Below are 18,191 nucleotides of genomic sequence, written 5' to 3'. Positions count from 1 at the left end.
TACTATAATAATAGTTAATATAAAAATAATTTTAGAAAATAATAACAAATAGTTGCTATATTTAATACATTTATACCTACCAACCCTGACCATAGAGGTATTTTGGTGAATATCCAAGTATTTCTCTCCGAGAAAATTCAAAAAGCGCTAGTAGATGCAGGGGTACCTTCAGAATACAAAGCGAAAGTGCAACAAGCTACAAAAAAACAGTTTGGAAATTATCAAGTTAATGACGTCATAGCGATTGCTAAACTACTAGGATTACCGTCTAAAAAACTAGCTAGGAATGTAGTAGATTTACTGGATTTAAATGGTATTGCTTGTAAAATTGAAATAGCAGGTCCTGGGTTTATCAATATCTTTCTTGATCCGCACTGGTTGGAAGATCAACTTACTGAGGCTATTTCCTCTCCGCGTTTAGGTATTTCAATATATAAACCTCTTACTATTGTAGTGGATTATTCTGCGCCTAATGTTGCTAAAGAAATGCATGTGGGCCACTTGCGTTCAACAATTATAGGTGATGTTTCAGTGCGTACTCTAACATTTTTAGGACATAAAGTTATTAGGGCTAACCATATCGGTGATTGGGGAACTCAGTTTGGAATGCTAATTGCCTATTTAGAACAGATAAAAGATAACTGTGAAATTACGCTCTTTAATTTAGATAGTTTTTATCGCGCAGCAAAGCAGAACTATGACCAAGATCCAATTTTCGCCCAGAGAGCACGAGACTATGTAGTAAAGCTACAGGGTGGTGATGAGTATTACCTGCAGATGTGGCGAAAAATTGTTAATATTACTCTTATACAAAACCAAAAAATATATGAGCAACTAAATGTTACACTAACGAGTGCTGATCTCATGGGTGAGAGCATGTATAATAAAATGTTGCCTTCTATTGTAGAAGACCTGCAAAAAAAAGGGATAGCTGTCAAAAGTGAAGGCGCAATTATAGTATTCCTTAATGAATTTAAAAACAAGAAAGGAAAACCTATGGGAGTTATTCTACAAAAAAAGGATGGTGCTTATTTATATACAACTAATGATATTGCCTGCGCCAAATATCGTTATGAGAAACTAAAAGCTGATCGTATTATATACTATATTGATTCACGCCAACATCAGCATTTAATGCAGGCCTGGACAATAGTACGCAAGGCTGGTTACGTGCCTGAATCAATACCTTTAGAACACCATATGTTCGGGATGATATTAAGTAAAGATGGCAAACCTTTTAAAACCCGGGCTGGCGGAACAGTAAAACTCAAGAAACTGCTTTCAGAAGCCATATTACGTGCTAGAAGTTTAATTCTAGCTAAAAATCCTGCTATTAATACTGAAGAGCTAGATCGAGTATCAAAAGTAGTAGGCATAGGTGCGGTAAAATATGCTGATTTATCAAAAAACAGAATCACCGATTATGTTTTTGACTGGGATAATATGCTAAATTTTGAAGGAAATACTGCACCTTACATGCAATATGCTTACACGCGTATTACTTCGATATTTAAACGTAGCGGCAAGGATGAAAAACATCTTCAGTTTTACGGAACTTTTCAGTTAAAATCAGAACCAGAAATCCAGTTAGCAGTTCGTATTCTACAATTAACAGAAGCAATTATTATTGTAGCTAGAGACGGTACTCCCCACGTATTGTGCACATATATTTATAATCTAGCCGTGCTATTTTCAATATTCTATGAAACATGTCCCATTATTAATGCAGAAAACGAAATGTTACGCCAAAGTCGTCTTAAGTTAGCATGGCTTACAGCACGTACTATAAAGCAAGGATTAGAATTGTTAGGTATAGAAACAGTAGAAAGAATGTAGTTGTTGAATATAAATCTAGTATTAAAGAATCTGTAATTCTTTATAATTTATCTGGCATCTAAAAAATATTAATTAATAAAAATATTAAATAGTCAAGAAATATATCTATGTGTAAGTGCAAAATAAATAAACATACATATACCAACAACACTGCTATTAGTTAGCAACTAATAGGTATAAAAAATACCAGTTAACATAGTTTTGTAAAAATTTTAGCGATAGCCTTAATTCAAATTAATATCTTAATTGTAGTATAAAAAACTATTCGTACCACCATAATCGGTGTCTGACATCATAGAGCTAACAATTATGAAAATAGCATAGATAAAAGTAAGTAGTGCTCTCGTCATCTCATATCTGTAGGTGGGTAAGTGCAAGGACGTCTCCGACAGGAATCGAACCTGTAACTAGCCCTTAGGAGGGGCTCATTATTATCCATTTAACTACGGAGACCAATTCAATTATCTAAAAATATATTTTCTAGAAATAAAACTTGCTCCCCTGACTGGACTCGAACCAGTGACATACGGATTAACAGTCCGCCGTTCTACCAACTGAACTACAAGGGAATATTTATAAAATAATAAATTTTTTGATCATTAATGTCAAAACTTTTTTATTACCATTAAAATAATTATTAAAATTTGATCATATCAACAGATGAAATATTTAATAAAAAGTAAAACTTAGTAAGTTACTAGCTAGATATGAAATAAAAAATTTAATACATCGCCATCCCTAACTATATATTCTTTTCCTTCATAACGTATTTTTCCAGCTTTTTTAGCTCCTTGCTCTCCTTTATATGTAATAAAATCATCAAAAGAAATAGTTTTTACACGAATAAATCCTTTTTTAAAATCAGTATGAATTTTACCAGAGGCTTGTAGTGCTGTAGCTCCTACCGGAATGGTCCAAGCGCGTACTTCTTTTACCCCGGCGGTAAAATAAGTTTGCAGATTTAATAAATTATAACCGGCACGAATAATACGGTTTAATCCAGGTTCTTCAATACCCAAATCAGCTAACAATTTATTTCTTGATTTTATGTTTAGTTCAGCAATATAGGATTCCATTATGGCACAAACAGCAATTACTATCGATCTCTCAGAAGAAGCAATAGCGCACAACTTACTTAAATAAACATTATCATTACAATAATTTTCATTAACGTTAGCAATATACATTATTGGTTTTATTGTTAAAAATTTAATATCACGTAAAGCTCTTTTCTCTTCGCTAGAAAAATTTATCATTCGCAACATGCAACCTTTTTTAAGGTAAGGTAAACACTTTTCTAATACTAATAATTCTTGTATGGCTTTTTTATCACCAATTTTCACACGTTTTTGCACTTGTTGAATAGTTTTTGTACATAAATCTAGATCAAATAAAGCAAGTTCAGTATTGATAATATTTATATCTTTTATGGGATCAACTTTTCCTGTCATATGAATAATATTTTCTTGTTCAAAACAGCGTACTACATGGGCAATAGCTTCTGTTTGACGAATAGTTTCTAAAAACTGATTACCGAGACCTTCACCTTTTGACGCACCTTTTAATAGGCCAGCTATATCTATAAATTCCATTTTAGTAAAAAAGACACGTTGGGGTTTTACAATCTCTGTTAGTTGATCTATGCGGGGATCAGGTATTGGTACTATTCCAATATTAGGATCAATAGTACAAAATGGAAAATTTGCCGCTGCAACGCTCGCTTTAGTTAGCGCATTAAATAAAGTTGATTTACCTACATTAGGTAATCCAATAATCCCACATTTAAAACCCATAATTTTTCCTTATATAATCTTTTGCCGGTGTATCTTTTTATTGATAATAATATCAGTACATCGAACAGCTTCATCGATAGCATTATGAATTAATTTTTGTTCTTCTATTGGCGGCTTATTGAGAACAAAATTGACTACTTCATTTTTATTACCTGGATGACCGATACCGATACGTAAGCGATAAAATTGACTCTGGTTACCTAGATGAGCGATAATATCTTTTAATCCGTTATGACCGTTATGACCTCCATTACTCTTAACTTTAACATTTCCTGGCAACAGATTTAATTCATCGTGAGCTATTAAAATTTCTTCTGGATAAATATGATAAAAAGTAGCTATTGCTGCTACCGATTTACCGCTAAGATTCATATAAGTATTTGGTATTAGAAGATAAATATTGTGACTTTCTAATAGAGATATCTGGCAAGTATATCCCAAAAATTTACTATTTTCTTGTAAAGTTTTCTGATAGCGATTAGCAAGTAAATTGATATAATAAGCGCCGTAATTGTGGCGCGTAGCTACATATTTAGCTCCAGGATTAGCTAGGCCTACAATTAATTTAATTGTCATTAGTAATTTTTACCTATACTTGTTATTTTACATTATGATTAGTATAGTAGAGTAGAAATAAATAAAGCTATCAGAGGTCTTTTATTTGTACACTAGTTTCTTAATATTTATACATTGCAGAAATAGATTCTTCATTACTAATGCGGCGAATCGCTTCTGCTAATATCCCAGACAATGTCAGTGTACGTACTTTGGGTAATGATTTCATGGATGGATTTAGCGGAATAGTGTCGCAAATACTAACGGTTTCTATTAACGAATTTTTAATATTTTCATAAGCATTTCCGGAAAATATAGGATGCGTAGCGTATGCGAAAACACGTTTAGCGCCCTGTTTTTTTAACGCTTCTGCAGCTTTACATAAAGTACCTCCAGTGTCGATCATATCATCTACTAATACACAATCACGTCCTTCTACATTACCGATGATATGCATAACTTGTGAAAAATTAGCGCGAGGACGGTACTTGTCTATAATGGCTATATCAGCATCATTGAGAACTTTAGATATTGATCTAGCACGCACAACTCCTCCAATATCTGGAGATACAATCATGGGATTTTCTAAATGCTGTTGTAACATATCTTCTATTAAGATAGTGCTTCCAAACAAATTATCTAACGGCATTTTAAAAAAACCCTCAATTTGTTCAGCATGTAAATCTACTGTTAATACTCGGTCAACATTAATAATTGATAAAAAATCAGCTATTAATTTTGCTGTAATTGGAACACGTGCTGAGCGTACACGGCGATCCTGACGCGCATATCCTAAATAAGGAATAACTGTAGTGATACGTCCCGCAGAAGCCCTGCGTAGTGCATCAACCATAATTACTAATTCCATAAAATTATCGTTGGTAGGGGCACAAGTAGATTGTATAATAAAAATATCGTTACCACGGACATTTTCATTAATTTGCACGCTAATTTCTCCGTCAGTGAATCTACCAACGGTGGCATTGCCAATACTAGTATTTAAAATATTAGCAATACGTTCTGCGAGTTCTGGAGTTGCATTTCCAGAAAAAATTTTTAGGTTAGACACCATAAAAACCTCAGTTTTATTTTTAAAAGTTTGATGAAAACTGCTACAAATTAATTTAATTAAATATAACCGTAATGATAAATGTATATCATATATACTTCTCTTTATTTTAGATACTGCTATTTTAGTATATTACTTACAGTTTTACTTATCTAAATTTCATCTGGGTTATAAATCTACTACTTTAACAGTTTACCATTAATTTATTTTTAATTAAATATTGTTATATTGTTGTTATTAGAACTCAATTCTACCTTTAACAGTAAGGCTAGCACTACTAGATAATTATTTTATTGTATGCAAATAACAAAATTCATAGTAAGAGCCAAACATTAATAATTAAGCATATATATCTCTCACTAGAGATCATAATTATCTGTAGTAAAAATAAAACTGCTCTATCATAATTTTAGTTTTCGTAGTAAAATTATTTATAAAAAAGATTTGAGTTTTTTTTAATTAAGAAAAATTGTTAATACTAATTGTAATATAATATACTAATTTTAAATTAAAGAGCTGATCTAGTAAATTTTTTATCTATTTAAAAGTACTGTATGCGTGTATAATTGTAAGAATAATCTCTATTATAAATAATTTATGTAACAATAAGAAATACATCTTCTTCTTAAAAAATCATTACAGGTAGATAACTACGCATGAAATCCTCGATAATCACTAAATTAGAGTCATTACAAGAGCGTAGAGAAAAATTAGAAGCGTTACTCAGCGATCCCCAGATAATTTTAGATCAAGTACGTTTTCGTGTCTTATCAAAAGAGTACGCACAAGTTTTAGATGTTACTAGTTGTTTTTTAAGTTGGAGAAAAGTTAATGAAAATATTCATATAGCTGAAAGTTTTCTAACTGATCCAGAAATGCATGATATAGCTAATGAGGAGCTGCAGGAAGCTATTTGTCAGCAAAAAAAATTGGAACAACAGTTACAAATTTATCTTTTGCCTAAAGATCCAGACGATGAAAGAGGATGTTTTATAGAAATACGTGCAGGTATAGGCGGCGATGAAGCAGCACTATTTGTAGGTGATTTATTCCGTATGTACAGCCGTTTTGCAGAAACTAGAAAATGGAAAATAGATCTTGTTAGCATTAGTGATGCTGATCATGGAGGCTATAAAGAAATTATTGCTAAAGTTTCTAATGAAGGTGCTTACAGTCTATTAAAATTTGAATCTGGTGGTCATCGTGTACAACGTATCCCAGAAACAGAATCTCAAGGACGTATCCACACATCGATTTGTACCGTAGTTGTGATGCCTGAAGTACCAGAAACAGAACTACCTAAAATAAAAACTATCGATCTGCGTATCGATACTTTTCGATCTTCTGGAGCCGGAGGTCAGCACGTTAATACTACAGAATCTGCTATTCGCATTACTCATATACCTACAGGATTAGTAGTAGAATGCCAGGACGAACGCTCCCAACATAAGAATAAAGCTAAAGCATTAGCGGTACTAGGGGCTCGATTGCGTGCTAGAGAAGTTAATCGTAGGCAGCAGGATAAATCATTGACACGCAGAAATTTACTCGTACGCGGTGATCGTTCCGATCGGATCCGTACCTATAATTTTCCACAAGGAAGAGTAACTGATCACCGTATCTATCTGACGCTGTATAGGCTAGAAGAAATAATTGGAGGTAATTTGGATATATTAATACAACCTATAATGCAGGAATATCAAGCTGATCAGCTAATAGCGTTGTCTGAAATAATTCCATGAATTGGCAACAATGGTTAAATCAGGCTAAAATACGTTTACTTATATCCAAAAGTCCTAGTGCTAAACGTGATGCTGAAATTTTACTTTCTCAAGTTACTGGAGCCAAACGTACTCAACTACTAGCATTTGGAGAAACCTTGTTGACAAATACACAAAATACAAAGTTAAATTCATTATTAAAACGACGGGAACGAGGCGAACCTATTGCATATATAACTGGAGAACGTGAATTTTGGTCTTTAAAGTTAAAAGTAACAACAGATACTTTAATTCCACGTTCTGATACTGAATGTCTAGTTCAGTGCACATTGGATTTGGATATAATATCTCCTGACGTTAAAGTACTAGATTTAGGTACAGGAAGCGGAGCTATTGCTTTAGCTATTGCGTTTGAGCGACCAGCATGGTATATAACCGGAGTTGATTGTATTCCTAACGCTGTTTCTATAGCTCAAGATAACGCTATAAGTTTAGGATTAAAAAATGTACATTTTAAAGAAAATAACTGGTTTCAATCATTAAAAACATCATATTATAATATTATTGTTAGCAATCCTCCTTATATTGATAAAAAAGATCCTTATCTTGCACAAGGAGACGTAAGATTTGAACCACAATCATCGCTAGTTGCAGGAAAAAATGGTTTTCAATATTTAGAAACCATTTGTAAAGAATCAATAAAACATTTGCTACCTGGAGGTTGGCTGCTTTTAGAACACGGATGGCGTCAAGGGGCGTCAGTACGAGCGTTGCTTGCTAATTTAGGATTTATTAGGATAAAAACTATTCGCGATTATGGTAATAATGATCGTGTTAGTCAGGGACAAAAATTATAATAACAATAATATTCTTACTATAAATTTTTATACAATCTCTATGTAAAATAGAGACATAGATATTGGGTTTATTTTTGATAATATATATTAAATATTATCTAATAATTATTCAATTTTATTTGGTGATGTTCTTCTATTATAAGTTTCTGAATATTTAGAATTATTAACGATAAAATTAAAAAAACTATACACTTAACAAGTAACAAATAAAACTAAGTTTAGTTATTAAAATTTTTATTTAGTAAAAGAAAACTAGATGTTGATTAAATATTATTAATTTAATATTTATGTTAAAATTAACTGTAAGTAATCAATAAATCAATGAATGTAAGAGACTCTCATATGAGCAATAAATTAACTCGCATTGCAGTATCTGGAGTTAGCGGAAAAATGGGGCGTCAGCTTATACAGGCAGTAGTACAAGCTGAGCAAATAATGTTAGGAGCTGCATTAAGTAGGAGAAATGAGCTCTACGGTATGGATGTTGGTAAGCTAACTAATATTGGAGAAAGACTAGGAGTTAAAATCAATAACGATATTAATGAAATTAAAAACGATTTTGATATTCTTATAGATTTTACTCGTCCTGATACTAGTATCACATATTTAGATTTTTGCCGCCGTTATAAAAAAGGTATGGTTATCGGCACAACTGGTTTTAGCAATGCTCAAAAAGAAATGATTCATTTAGCTGCACAGGATACTAGTATCGTATTTGCTGCCAACTTTAGCGTTGGTGTTAATTTAATGCTTAAATTACTGGAAAAAGCTGCCCAAGTCATGGGAAATGATACCGATATAGAAATTATAGAAATGCATCATCGCAATAAAGTAGATGCTCCGTCGGGTACGGCACTGGTTATAGGAGAAACACTAGCTGGCGCACTAGGACGCGATTTAGATCGTGTAGCTATATATAGCAGCGAAAAAAATACCCAAGAGCGAAAAGTAAACAGTATTGGTTTTTCTACCATCAGAGCTGGAGATATTATTGGTGAGCATACAGTTATATTTGCAGCGATAGGAGAACGGTTAGAAATTACTCATAAAGCTTCAAATAGAATGAATTTTGCTAGCGGGGCAGTTCGCGCTGCTATTTGGTTATCTAATAAAAAAAATGGATTTTTCGATATGACCCATGTACTTAATCTTAATAAATTATAGGATTACCATCTCTTAATCTTTGTAGAAAAAAAGAAAGTAAACTAAAGTAAATAAAATTATTAATGTTATTATTAATAATATCATGGGTTAGGTTTAACCTGGAGGTTAATTTGAGAAATTCAGCGCTATTAGTTCTAGAAGACGGAACTAAATTTAATGGGCGTTCTATTGGAGCAGCGGGCATTGCGGTAGGAGAAGTAGTTTTTAATACTTCAATAACTGGTTACCAAGAAATATTAACTGATTCTTCTTATTCACGCCAAATAGTTACTTTTACTTATCCTCATATCGGAAATACTGGCATCAATGAAGTGGACAATGAATCATCTCGTGTGCAGGCTCAAGCGTTGATTATCAGAAATCTACCTCTTATTGCTAGTAATTTTCGCCAGACTTTGTCTTTATCGGATTACTTAAAACAACAAAATATTGTTGGTATAGCTGATATTGATACTCGTAAATTAACTCGTTTGTTACGAGAAAAAGGAGTTCAAAATGGATGTATCATTACTGATGATACTAATGATGAACAGCTAGCTTTACACAAAGCTCGCGAATTTTCAGGTTTAAACGGTATAGATTTAGCAAAAGAAGTTAGTACAACCGTCCCATATAGTTGGAATCAGGGTAGTTGGACTTTAGATAATGGATTCCCAGCACCTTCTATAGATCTACCTTATAAAGTAGTCATTTATGATTACGGTATTAAGCGTAATATCATGCGTATGCTAGTAGATAGAGGTTGTCGTTTAACTATAGTACCTGCACAGACTCCAGCTGAAACTGTATTGAAAATGAATCCTGAAGGCATATTTTTATCTAACGGTCCTGGTGATCCAGCTCCTTGCTCTTATGCAATCACTGCAATCCAGAATTTACTTCATCTTAATATCCCTATTTTTGGAATATGCTTAGGTCATCAATTACTAGCATTAGCTAGTGGAGCAAAAACAATAAAAATGAAATTCGGTCATCATGGCAGTAATCATCCTGTAAAAGATTTATCTACAAATAAAGTTATAATAACTTCCCAAAATCATGGTTTCGCGGTAGACGATAAAAATTTGCCTACCACACTTAAAGTAACTCATATTTCACTATTCGATGGCACAGTACAAGGTTTGCATCATACCGAGAAACCTGCATTTAGCTTTCAAGGACATCCGGAATCTAGTCCTGGTCCGCATGACGCTGCATTTTTATTTGATTATTTTATTAAGCTAATTAAAGCTTATCGCTTACATCTCAACGAGTTAGGAATCTAACATGTCAAAACGTACCGATATAAAAAGCATATTAATATTAGGATCTGGTCCGATCGTTATTGGACAGGCTGGCGAGTTTGACTATTCAGGTACACAAGCATGCAAAGCTCTACGTGAAGATGGCTACCGCATAATTCTAGTAAATTCAAATCCTGCAACTATCATGACTGATCCTGACATAGCTGATGCAACTTATATTGAACCTATTCATTGGGAAGTTATATACAAAATTATTAAAAAAGAAAGACCTGATGCACTGTTACCTACTATGGGGGGACAGACAGCACTAAACTGTGCGTTAGAACTAGCACATAAAGACATTCTAAAAGAATTTAGCGTAGAAATGATTGGTTCTACTGTTGATGCTATCGAGAAAGCAGAAGATCGACAACTTTTCAATAATGCCATGAAAAAAATTGGTTTAGAAACTGCTCGATCTGGCATTGCTCATACTATAGATGAAGCGTTAATAGTTGCTGCAGATGTTGGTTTTCCTTGTATTATACGTCCCTCATTCACTATGGGTGGTACAGGCAGCGGGATTGCCTATAATAGAGAAGAATTTGAAGAAATTTGTAAGTGCGGTCTAGGTTTGTCGCCAACTAATGAATTGCTAATAGATGAGTCACTTATAGGTTGGAAAGAATATGAGATGGAAGTAGTACGCGATAAAAAAGATAATTCTATTATTATTTGTTCTATTGAGAATCTTGATCCTATGGGTATCCATACTGGAGATTCAATAACGGTTGCACCGGCACAAACACTTACAGATAAAGAGTATCAAATTATGCGTAATGCTTCGATAGCAGTATTGCGTGAAATTGGTGTAGAAACTGGCGGATCAAACGTACAATTTTCAGTAAATCCCAAAACTGGTAGGATGGTTATTATTGAGATGAACCCGCGAGTTTCAAGATCTTCTGCGCTTGCATCTAAAGCAACCGGTTTTCCTATCGCTAAAATAGCAGCTAAATTAGCAGTAGGATATACACTAGATGAATTAATGAATGATATTACTGGAAAACGTACTCCAGCTTCTTTTGAGCCATCTATAGATTATGTTGTAACAAAAATTCCTCGTTTTAATTTTGAGAAATTTTCTGGCACTAATGATCGTCTTACTACACAGATGAAATCTGTGGGTGAGGTAATGGCTATTGGACGTAACCAGCAAGAATCACTACAAAAAGCACTACGCGGATTAGAAGTAGGTGTCAACGGTTTAGATCCTAAATTAAATTTAGATGATCCAGAAGCATTAATTATGTTACGACGTGAATTAAAAAACGTGGGTAGCGAGCGTATATGGTATATTGCCGATGCATTCCGTGCTGGTATGTCTATAGATGGAGTTTTTAACCTAACTAATATTGATCGCTGGTTTTTAGTACAAATTGAAGAATTAATTAAATTAGAAAATGAAGTATCAGATAAAGGCATAAATGCACTCAATGCAGATTACTTACGTCAGCTAAAACGTAAAGGATTTTCTGATGCACGATTAGCTACTTTATTGGGAATAACAGAAACAGAAATTAGAAAATTACGCCAAAGCTATAATTTACATCCAGTATATAAACGAGTAGATACTTGCGCTGCTGAATTTGCTACTGATACTGCCTATATGTATTCTACTTACGATGAAGAATGTGAATCATATCCTTGTAAAAATATTAAAAAAATTATAGTTCTAGGTGGAGGACCCAACAGAATAGGTCAAGGTATAGAGTTTGATTATTGCTGCGTACATGCCGCACTAGCGTTACGGGAAGATGGTTATGAAATTATTATGGTAAATTGTAATCCTGAGACTGTTTCTACAGATTATGATATATCAGATAGGCTCTATTTTGAACCTGTGACACTAGAAGACGTGATAGAAATTGTACGTATTGAAAAACCTCAAGGCGTTATTATACAGTACGGAGGTCAAACCCCATTAAAGTTAGCACGTGCTCTTGAACAAGAAAATGTACCTATAATAGGTACTGGACCAGATTCTATAAATCTAGCAGAAGATAGGGAACTATTTCAGCAAATTGTCAAGCGTTTAAAATTAAAACAACCAAAAAATGCTACAGTAAATAATATTGATTCAGCAATAGAAAAGTCAGCTACTATAGGTTATCCACTAATAGTGCGTCCTTCTTATGTTTTAGGAGGACGAGCAATGGAAATTGTTTATGATGAAATTGATCTAATGCGTTATTTCCATGATGCAGTTAATGTATCAAATGATGCACCAGTATTACTTGATCGATTTCTAGATGATGCTATTGAAGTAGACGTAGATGCAGTTTGCGATGGTAAAAATATATTAATTGGCGGCATTATGGAGCACATTGAACAGGCTGGAGTACATTCTGGAGATTCTGCTTGTTCATTACCCACATATACGCTAAGTGGTGAAATGAAAAATATTATTCGTTCTCAAGTAGAGAAATTAGCGTTTGCGCTGCATGTAAGAGGTCTTATAAATGTACAATTTGCAATTAAAAATAATGAAGTTTATTTAATTGAAGTAAATCCTCGTGCTGCTCGCACAGTACCTTTTGTTTCTAAGGCTACTGGTGTTGCTTTAGCCAAAATTGCTGCGAGAGTAATGGTCGGTAAATCTTTAATAGAACAAGGTTTTATACATGAAGTTATTCCTCCTTACTACTCAGTAAAAGAGGTAGTATTACCATTTCATAAATTTTATGGAGTAGACCCAATTCTAGGACCAGAAATGCGATCTACTGGAGAAGTAATGGGAATAGGAAGAACATTTGCTGAAGCTTTCTCTAAAGCTAAATTAGGCAGTCAATCGTATCTGAAGAAAAAAGGTCGAGCTTTATTATCTGTTCGTGATGAAGATAAAGATAGAATAGTAGCTTTAGCTACTCAGTTATTGAAACAAGGATTTGAACTAGACGCTACCCATGGAACTGCTATTATATTAGGTGAATCAGGTATCAATCCTCGTTTAGTGAATAAAATTCATGAGGGAAGGCCACACATTCAAGATAGAATTAAAAATGGTGAATATAGCTATATTATCAATACTACTGCTGGACGCAAGGCGATTGAGGATTCTAAAATTCTCAGACGCAGTGCTTTGCAATATAAAGTGTATTACGACACTACGATGAATGGAGGATTTGCTACAGCTATATCTTTAAATGCTAATCCTACTTCACGAGTAATTTCATTGCAAGAATTTCACGCACAAGTAAATAATACTTAATGTATTAAAAATACCATTTTATTTTTTAATTAAAGTAAATTAGCTAATTTGCTATAATATTCAACGCTTAAATTTTCTGCTCTTAATTTAGAATTAATACCTTGTTTTTCTAATTGTTGAGGAGTAAAAAATTTACTTAAACTATTACGTAATGTTTTACGACGTTTATTAAACGCTAGTTTTGTTAAGGTAGTTAAATTTGTAAAATTATTTACAGGAAACGGTAGTTTCTTAGTATATGGTATTAATTTAACTACCATTGAGTTTACTTTAGGCTCTGGTTTAAAAGAAGTAGAAGGTACTTCTAGCACAGGGATAATTTTACAAAAATATTGAGCTATCACGCTTAACCTTCCGTATGACTTACTGTTTGGTACTGCAATTAAACGATTAACTACTTCTTTTTGTAACATGAAATGCATATCATAAATAGCATAAGGATAGTTAAGAAGTTTAAAAATTAGCTGTGTAGAAATATTATATGGTAAATTTCCAAATAATCGCAAAGGCTGCCCAAGTTTAGCAGAAAGTTTGTCAAAATCGATCGTCATTACATCTTGTTGTACAATATTTAACCTAGAATTTAGAAAATAATTATTAGCTAAGCGAGTTACTAAATTACGGTCAATTTCTATAACAGTCATGTTAGAAACTAATTTGACTATTGGTATAGTAAGAGCACCGAGTCCGGGACCAATTTCTACGATTACTTGACCAGTCTTTGGAGCAATAGCAGTAACAATAGCAGCAATAATATTGTTATTATATAAAAAATGTTGTCCAAATCGCTGGCGTACCATATGTCCTTGATAAAGATATTTATTCATTTTTACCTATGTTTTATATAAACAGCAAAGTATTACTTTTATAGCAATATCTGAATCGTAAATTTTATAATTTAAAATTATATTTATTCTATTTGCTAAAATTAACTATTTTTTCAATAGATAATATTTTTATCTCTATAAAATATTAAAATTCTCATAAAGAATTATCTTCTTAAAATTCAGAGATACTAGTACGATATTTAACTTGTTATATAAGTTTTTTGATAGTATTTATTTAAAATATCGATTATTATTATATAATAGTAATTTAAATTAAAAAGATAGTAGATAAAAATTTAGGGATTCTATTATAGAAATAGATAACATCTTCTTAAAAAGATATAGATAATAACAATTATAAATTATCAAACATATAATTTTTACATTTAAGTTTCAAACTATTTTAGTTCATAAATGAACACTTATGTATTTCGTATTGGCTTATTGCTTCATCATGCATTAATGTAAGATCGATATTATCGATACCATTTATTAAACAATAACGACTAAAACTTTCTATTTTAAAATAATAAATTTTATCACCAACTATTACTTGCTGTAATTCTAAATTAACAGTAAAAGTTATCTTTTTTTGTTCTGTAACTAGAATAAATAGATCATTCACTTGATTTTCTGAAAGAATAATCGGTAACAATTGATTGTTAATACTGTTATTATAAAAAATATCGGCAAAACTTGGTGCAATTAACGCATGAAAACCGTAGTCTATTAATGCCCAAGGAGCATGTTCGCGTGAAGAACCGCAACCAAAATTTTCACGTGCCAGTAAAATACTGGCACCTTGATATCGCGGTTGATTTAAAACAAAATCTGGATTGGGTTTTTTTCCTGCGTTATCTAAAAAACGCCAATCATGGAATAAATGTTTTCCAAATCCGGTACGAGTTACCTTTTGTAAAAATTGCTTAGGAATAATGGCATCCGTATCTACATTAGCTATATCCAGAGGTAAAACGATACCGGTATGTTCTATAAATTTAACCATTTTATTTCCTTAAATATAATTAATTAACTAAATTCACGAATATCAGTAAAACGTCCTACCACTGCAGCAGCTGCTGCCATTGCGGGACTTACTAAATGAGTACGTCCGCCACGTCCCTGGCGTCCTTCAAAGTTACGATTACTGGTAGAAGCACAGCGTTCTCCTGGATTTAAGCGATCATTATTCATTGCTAGGCACATAGAACAACCTGGCAAACGCCATTCAAAACCTGCTTCAATAAAAATTATATCTAAACCTTCTAATTCTGCTTGTTTTTTAACTGGCCCAGAACCAGGTACAACGATAGCATGTACGCCTTTAGCTACACTACGGCCATAAGCAACTGCTGCAGCAGCACGAAGATCTTCAATACGGGAATTAGTACAAGAACCAATGAAAACCTTATCAATTTTAACATCTGTTAAGTAACTACCAGGTTGTAAATCCATATAAGTGAGTGCTTTTGCTGCTGATTTTTGCTCTACGAGATCGCTAAATGATTCTGGTGACGGAATAGGGTTGTTAATAGCAATTACTTGACCAGGGTTAGTACCCCAAGTAATTTGAGGAGCTATGTTTGACGCATCCAGAGTTATTATTTTATCGAAATGAGCATCATTGTCAGATTTTAGAGTATTCCAATATTTTAAGTATTGATGCCAAGATTCACCTTTAGGGGCAAATTGACGATTCTGTAAATAAGAATAAGTAATATCATCAGGTGCAACCAAACCAGCTTTAGCACCCATTTCAATGGCCATATTGCATAATGTCATACGTCCTTCCATACTAAGAGATCGTATAGCAAGCCCGTTAAATTCTACTACATATCCAGTACCCCCAGCAGTGCCTATTTTCCCAATAATAGTTAAAATTATATCTTTAGCAGTAATACTAGGTGCTGTATGCCCTATTACATCTATTCTCATGGTTTTAGCTCTACTTTGTTTTAAAGTCTGTGTTGCGAGTACATGTTCAACTTCTGATGTACCAATACCAAATGCTAAAGCACCAAAAGCTCCGTGAGTAGCAGTATGAGAATCTCCGCAAACAATAGTCATTCCAGGAAGAGTCATTCCTTGTTCAGGACCCATGACATGTACAATGCCTTGGTATGGATGATTTAAGTCATAAAGCTGTATGCCAAATTCAGTGCAATTTTTTATCAACTCTTGCATCTGAACGCGAGCCATATCTCCACATGCATTAATGTCTTTAGTTTGTGTAGAAACATTATGATCCATTGTAGCAAAAGTTTTATTAGGTTGTCGTACAATGCGACCTTTTTTTCGCAGACCGTCAAATGCTTGTGGTGAGGTTACTTCATGTATTAAATGTCGGTCAATATACAACAACGGCGCTTCATTTTCTACTTCATAAACAATGTGTGCATCATATAATTTTTGGTATAATGATTTTCCCATATTAATATTATCCCTATTTACTTATTAAAGTAGCAATAATATCACCCATTTTTTCAGTACTTACCGCGCTATTATCTCTAACTAAATCAGCGGTACGGTAGCCAGATTCTAAAGCCTGATTTACAGCACGTTCAATAGCGTCTGCAGCTTCATTTAAATCTAAGCTGTATCTAAGAAGTAGAGCGGTAGATAAAATCTGTGCTATTGGATTGGCAATATTTTTCCCGGCTATATCTGGAGCTGATCCTCCTGCTGGTTCATACATTCCAAAACTTTTATCATTTAAACTTGCTGATGGAAGCATACCCATAGATCCAGTAAGCATTGCACATTCATCGGATATAATATCACCAAATAAATTTGAGCATAATATTACGTCAAATTGGGATGGATCTTTAATTAACTGCATTGTAGCATTATCAATATATAAATGTGATAAAATCACGTCTGGATAATTTTGTGCTACATTATTTACTACTTCTCTCCATAAAATAGAACTTTGTAATACGTTAGCTTTGTCTATTGAAGTTACTTTTTTGCGTCTGTTTCTAGCAGATTGAAAGGCAATACTAGCAATACGTTCAATTTCAAAACGATAATATACTTCAGTATCGAAAGCATACTCTTGTTGACCAGTACCTTGGCGACCTTTAGGGTGCCCAAAGTAAATACCTCCAGTAAGCTCTCGTACACATAAAATATCGAATCCTCGTTGAGCAATATCAGTTCGCAAAGGACAAAAATCTTTTAAACTAGAATATAATCTTGCTGGTCTGAGGTTAGAAAATAACTTAAAGTGTTTACGCAATGGTAGTAGTGCACCCCGTTCCGGTTGTTTTGCTGCTGGCATATGTTCCCATTTAGGTCCTCCAACTGATCCAAATAAGATTGCATCCGCTTGCTCACAGCCAATGATTGTTTCTTTTGGAAGTGAATGGCCATAATTATCTATAGCTATACCACCTACATCATATTCTTTAGTAGAAATACTAACATTAAAATGTCGACACACAACATCTATAATTTTATAAGCTTGCTTTATAACTTCTGGTCCAATACCGTCTCCTGGTAAAACTGCAATATGATAATTTTTTTTCATTACTAATACCTTTTATTTACTAATGTCTATGTTTCAAAATAAATATAATTTTTATTGAAATTATTTCATAAAAATAGTTTTTTATATAAACTATGTTAATAGAAAACAGAAATTAAATAAAATTAACAGCTAGATACGTAAACAGAAACTAACTTGATTTAATCACTATAACAATAATAAGTAAAAGTTACTTTTTTCATGGTATAATTTCAGAATATATTATTATTTAATATAATATATTAATATCGTATGTAATGATAGTATTAACTTCTTAAGTTAAAGAATATTTAAAATTAATTATTTTTGAGTTATTAATAACAAGAAAATATATTTTTCTAAAAAGAGA

The 18,191-nt window shown here is 32.9% G+C and carries 13 protein-coding genes and 2 tRNA genes; 6 read left to right on the top strand and 9 right to left on the bottom strand.

What is annotated here, in order from left to right; all coding sequences use genetic code 11:
• Window positions 1-105 precede the first annotated feature (105 nt).
• On the top strand, window positions 106-1,836 hold the full coding sequence (gene argS, locus A4A67_RS00985) for an arginine--tRNA ligase (protein WP_067569371.1): 1,731 nt from the start codon (window positions 106-108) through the stop codon (window positions 1,834-1,836).
• A 380-nt stretch (window positions 1,837-2,216) separates the two neighbouring features.
• On the opposite strand, the gene A4A67_RS00980 is transcribed toward argS, so the two are convergent.
• The 5 genes from A4A67_RS00980 to A4A67_RS00960 form a co-directional block, all read right to left on the bottom strand.
• Window positions 2,217-2,289, bottom strand: a tRNA-Arg gene (locus tag A4A67_RS00980).
• A 43-nt stretch (window positions 2,290-2,332) separates the two neighbouring features.
• Window positions 2,333-2,405, bottom strand: a tRNA-Asn gene (locus A4A67_RS00975).
• 132 nt (window positions 2,406-2,537) lie between these two features.
• Window positions 2,538-3,629, bottom strand: a complete 1,092-nt coding sequence (gene ychF, locus A4A67_RS00970; protein WP_067569368.1) for a redox-regulated ATPase YchF — start codon at window positions 3,627-3,629, stop codon at window positions 2,538-2,540.
• A gap of 9 nt (window positions 3,630-3,638) precedes the next feature.
• Entirely contained in the window at window positions 3,639-4,205 is a 567-nt protein-coding gene (gene pth / locus A4A67_RS00965; protein WP_067569365.1) for an aminoacyl-tRNA hydrolase, read from the bottom strand.
• A gap of 100 nt (window positions 4,206-4,305) precedes the next feature.
• Window positions 4,306-5,256, bottom strand: coding sequence for a ribose-phosphate pyrophosphokinase (locus A4A67_RS00960; RefSeq protein ID WP_067569363.1), 951 nt, complete (start codon window positions 5,254-5,256; stop codon window positions 4,306-4,308).
• A gap of 653 nt (window positions 5,257-5,909) precedes the next feature.
• Here A4A67_RS00960 and prfA point away from each other — a divergent pair.
• The 5 genes from prfA to carB all read left to right on the top strand — a co-directional run bounded on the left by prfA (window position 5,910) and on the right by carB (window position 13,489).
• Entirely contained in the window at window positions 5,910-6,995 is a 1,086-nt protein-coding gene (gene prfA, locus A4A67_RS00955; protein ID WP_067569360.1) for a peptide chain release factor 1, read from the top strand.
• On the top strand, window positions 6,992-7,831 hold the full coding sequence (prmC, locus tag A4A67_RS00950) for a peptide chain release factor N(5)-glutamine methyltransferase (protein ID WP_067569357.1): 840 nt from the start codon (window positions 6,992-6,994) through the stop codon (window positions 7,829-7,831). Before prfA ends, prmC begins: the two co-directional genes overlap by 4 nt.
• A 342-nt stretch (window positions 7,832-8,173) precedes the next feature.
• Window positions 8,174-8,995: a 4-hydroxy-tetrahydrodipicolinate reductase gene (gene dapB / locus A4A67_RS00945; RefSeq protein WP_067569354.1), complete on the top strand. Its 822-nt coding sequence runs from the start codon at window positions 8,174-8,176 to the stop codon at window positions 8,993-8,995.
• Between the two features lie 110 nt (window positions 8,996-9,105).
• The gene (gene carA, locus A4A67_RS00940; protein ID WP_102134970.1) at window positions 9,106-10,260 is read left to right on the top strand and encodes a glutamine-hydrolyzing carbamoyl-phosphate synthase small subunit; all 1,155 of its coding nucleotides are present in this window, start codon (window positions 9,106-9,108) and stop codon (window positions 10,258-10,260) included.
• Window position 10,261: 1 nt separating this feature from the next.
• A complete protein-coding gene (gene carB, locus A4A67_RS00935) occupies window positions 10,262-13,489 on the top strand; it encodes a carbamoyl-phosphate synthase large subunit (protein ID WP_067569348.1) in 3,228 nt (1,075 codons plus the stop codon).
• A gap of 29 nt (window positions 13,490-13,518) precedes the next feature.
• Here carB and rsmA read toward each other — a convergent pair whose 3' ends face one another.
• From rsmA to leuB, 4 genes are all read right to left on the bottom strand, one after another.
• Window positions 13,519-14,316 carry a 16S rRNA (adenine(1518)-N(6)/adenine(1519)-N(6))-dimethyltransferase RsmA gene (rsmA, locus tag A4A67_RS00930; protein ID WP_067569345.1) on the bottom strand — a complete coding sequence of 266 codons (798 nt, stop codon included), beginning with the start codon at window positions 14,314-14,316 and terminating at the stop codon, window positions 13,519-13,521.
• Between the two features lie 403 nt (window positions 14,317-14,719).
• Complete coding sequence (gene leuD / locus A4A67_RS00925; protein ID WP_067569342.1) at window positions 14,720-15,322, bottom strand: 3-isopropylmalate dehydratase small subunit; 603 nt, start codon at window positions 15,320-15,322, stop codon at window positions 14,720-14,722.
• Window positions 15,323-15,345: 23 nt separating this feature from the next.
• The gene (leuC, locus tag A4A67_RS00920; protein ID WP_067569339.1) at window positions 15,346-16,746 is read right to left on the bottom strand and encodes a 3-isopropylmalate dehydratase large subunit; all 1,401 of its coding nucleotides are present in this window, start codon (window positions 16,744-16,746) and stop codon (window positions 15,346-15,348) included.
• 13 nt (window positions 16,747-16,759) lie between these two features.
• Window positions 16,760-17,845 carry a 3-isopropylmalate dehydrogenase gene (leuB, locus tag A4A67_RS00915; protein WP_067569336.1) on the bottom strand — a complete coding sequence of 362 codons (1,086 nt, stop codon included), beginning with the start codon at window positions 17,843-17,845 and terminating at the stop codon, window positions 16,760-16,762.
• Between the last annotated feature and the right edge of the window lie 346 nt (window positions 17,846-18,191).

The sequence above is a fragment of the Candidatus Mikella endobia genome (assembly GCF_900048045.1).
Lineage (GTDB): Bacteria > Pseudomonadota > Gammaproteobacteria > Enterobacterales > Enterobacteriaceae > Mikella > Mikella endobia.
This window is presented reverse-complemented; position numbering and strand designations above follow the sequence as displayed.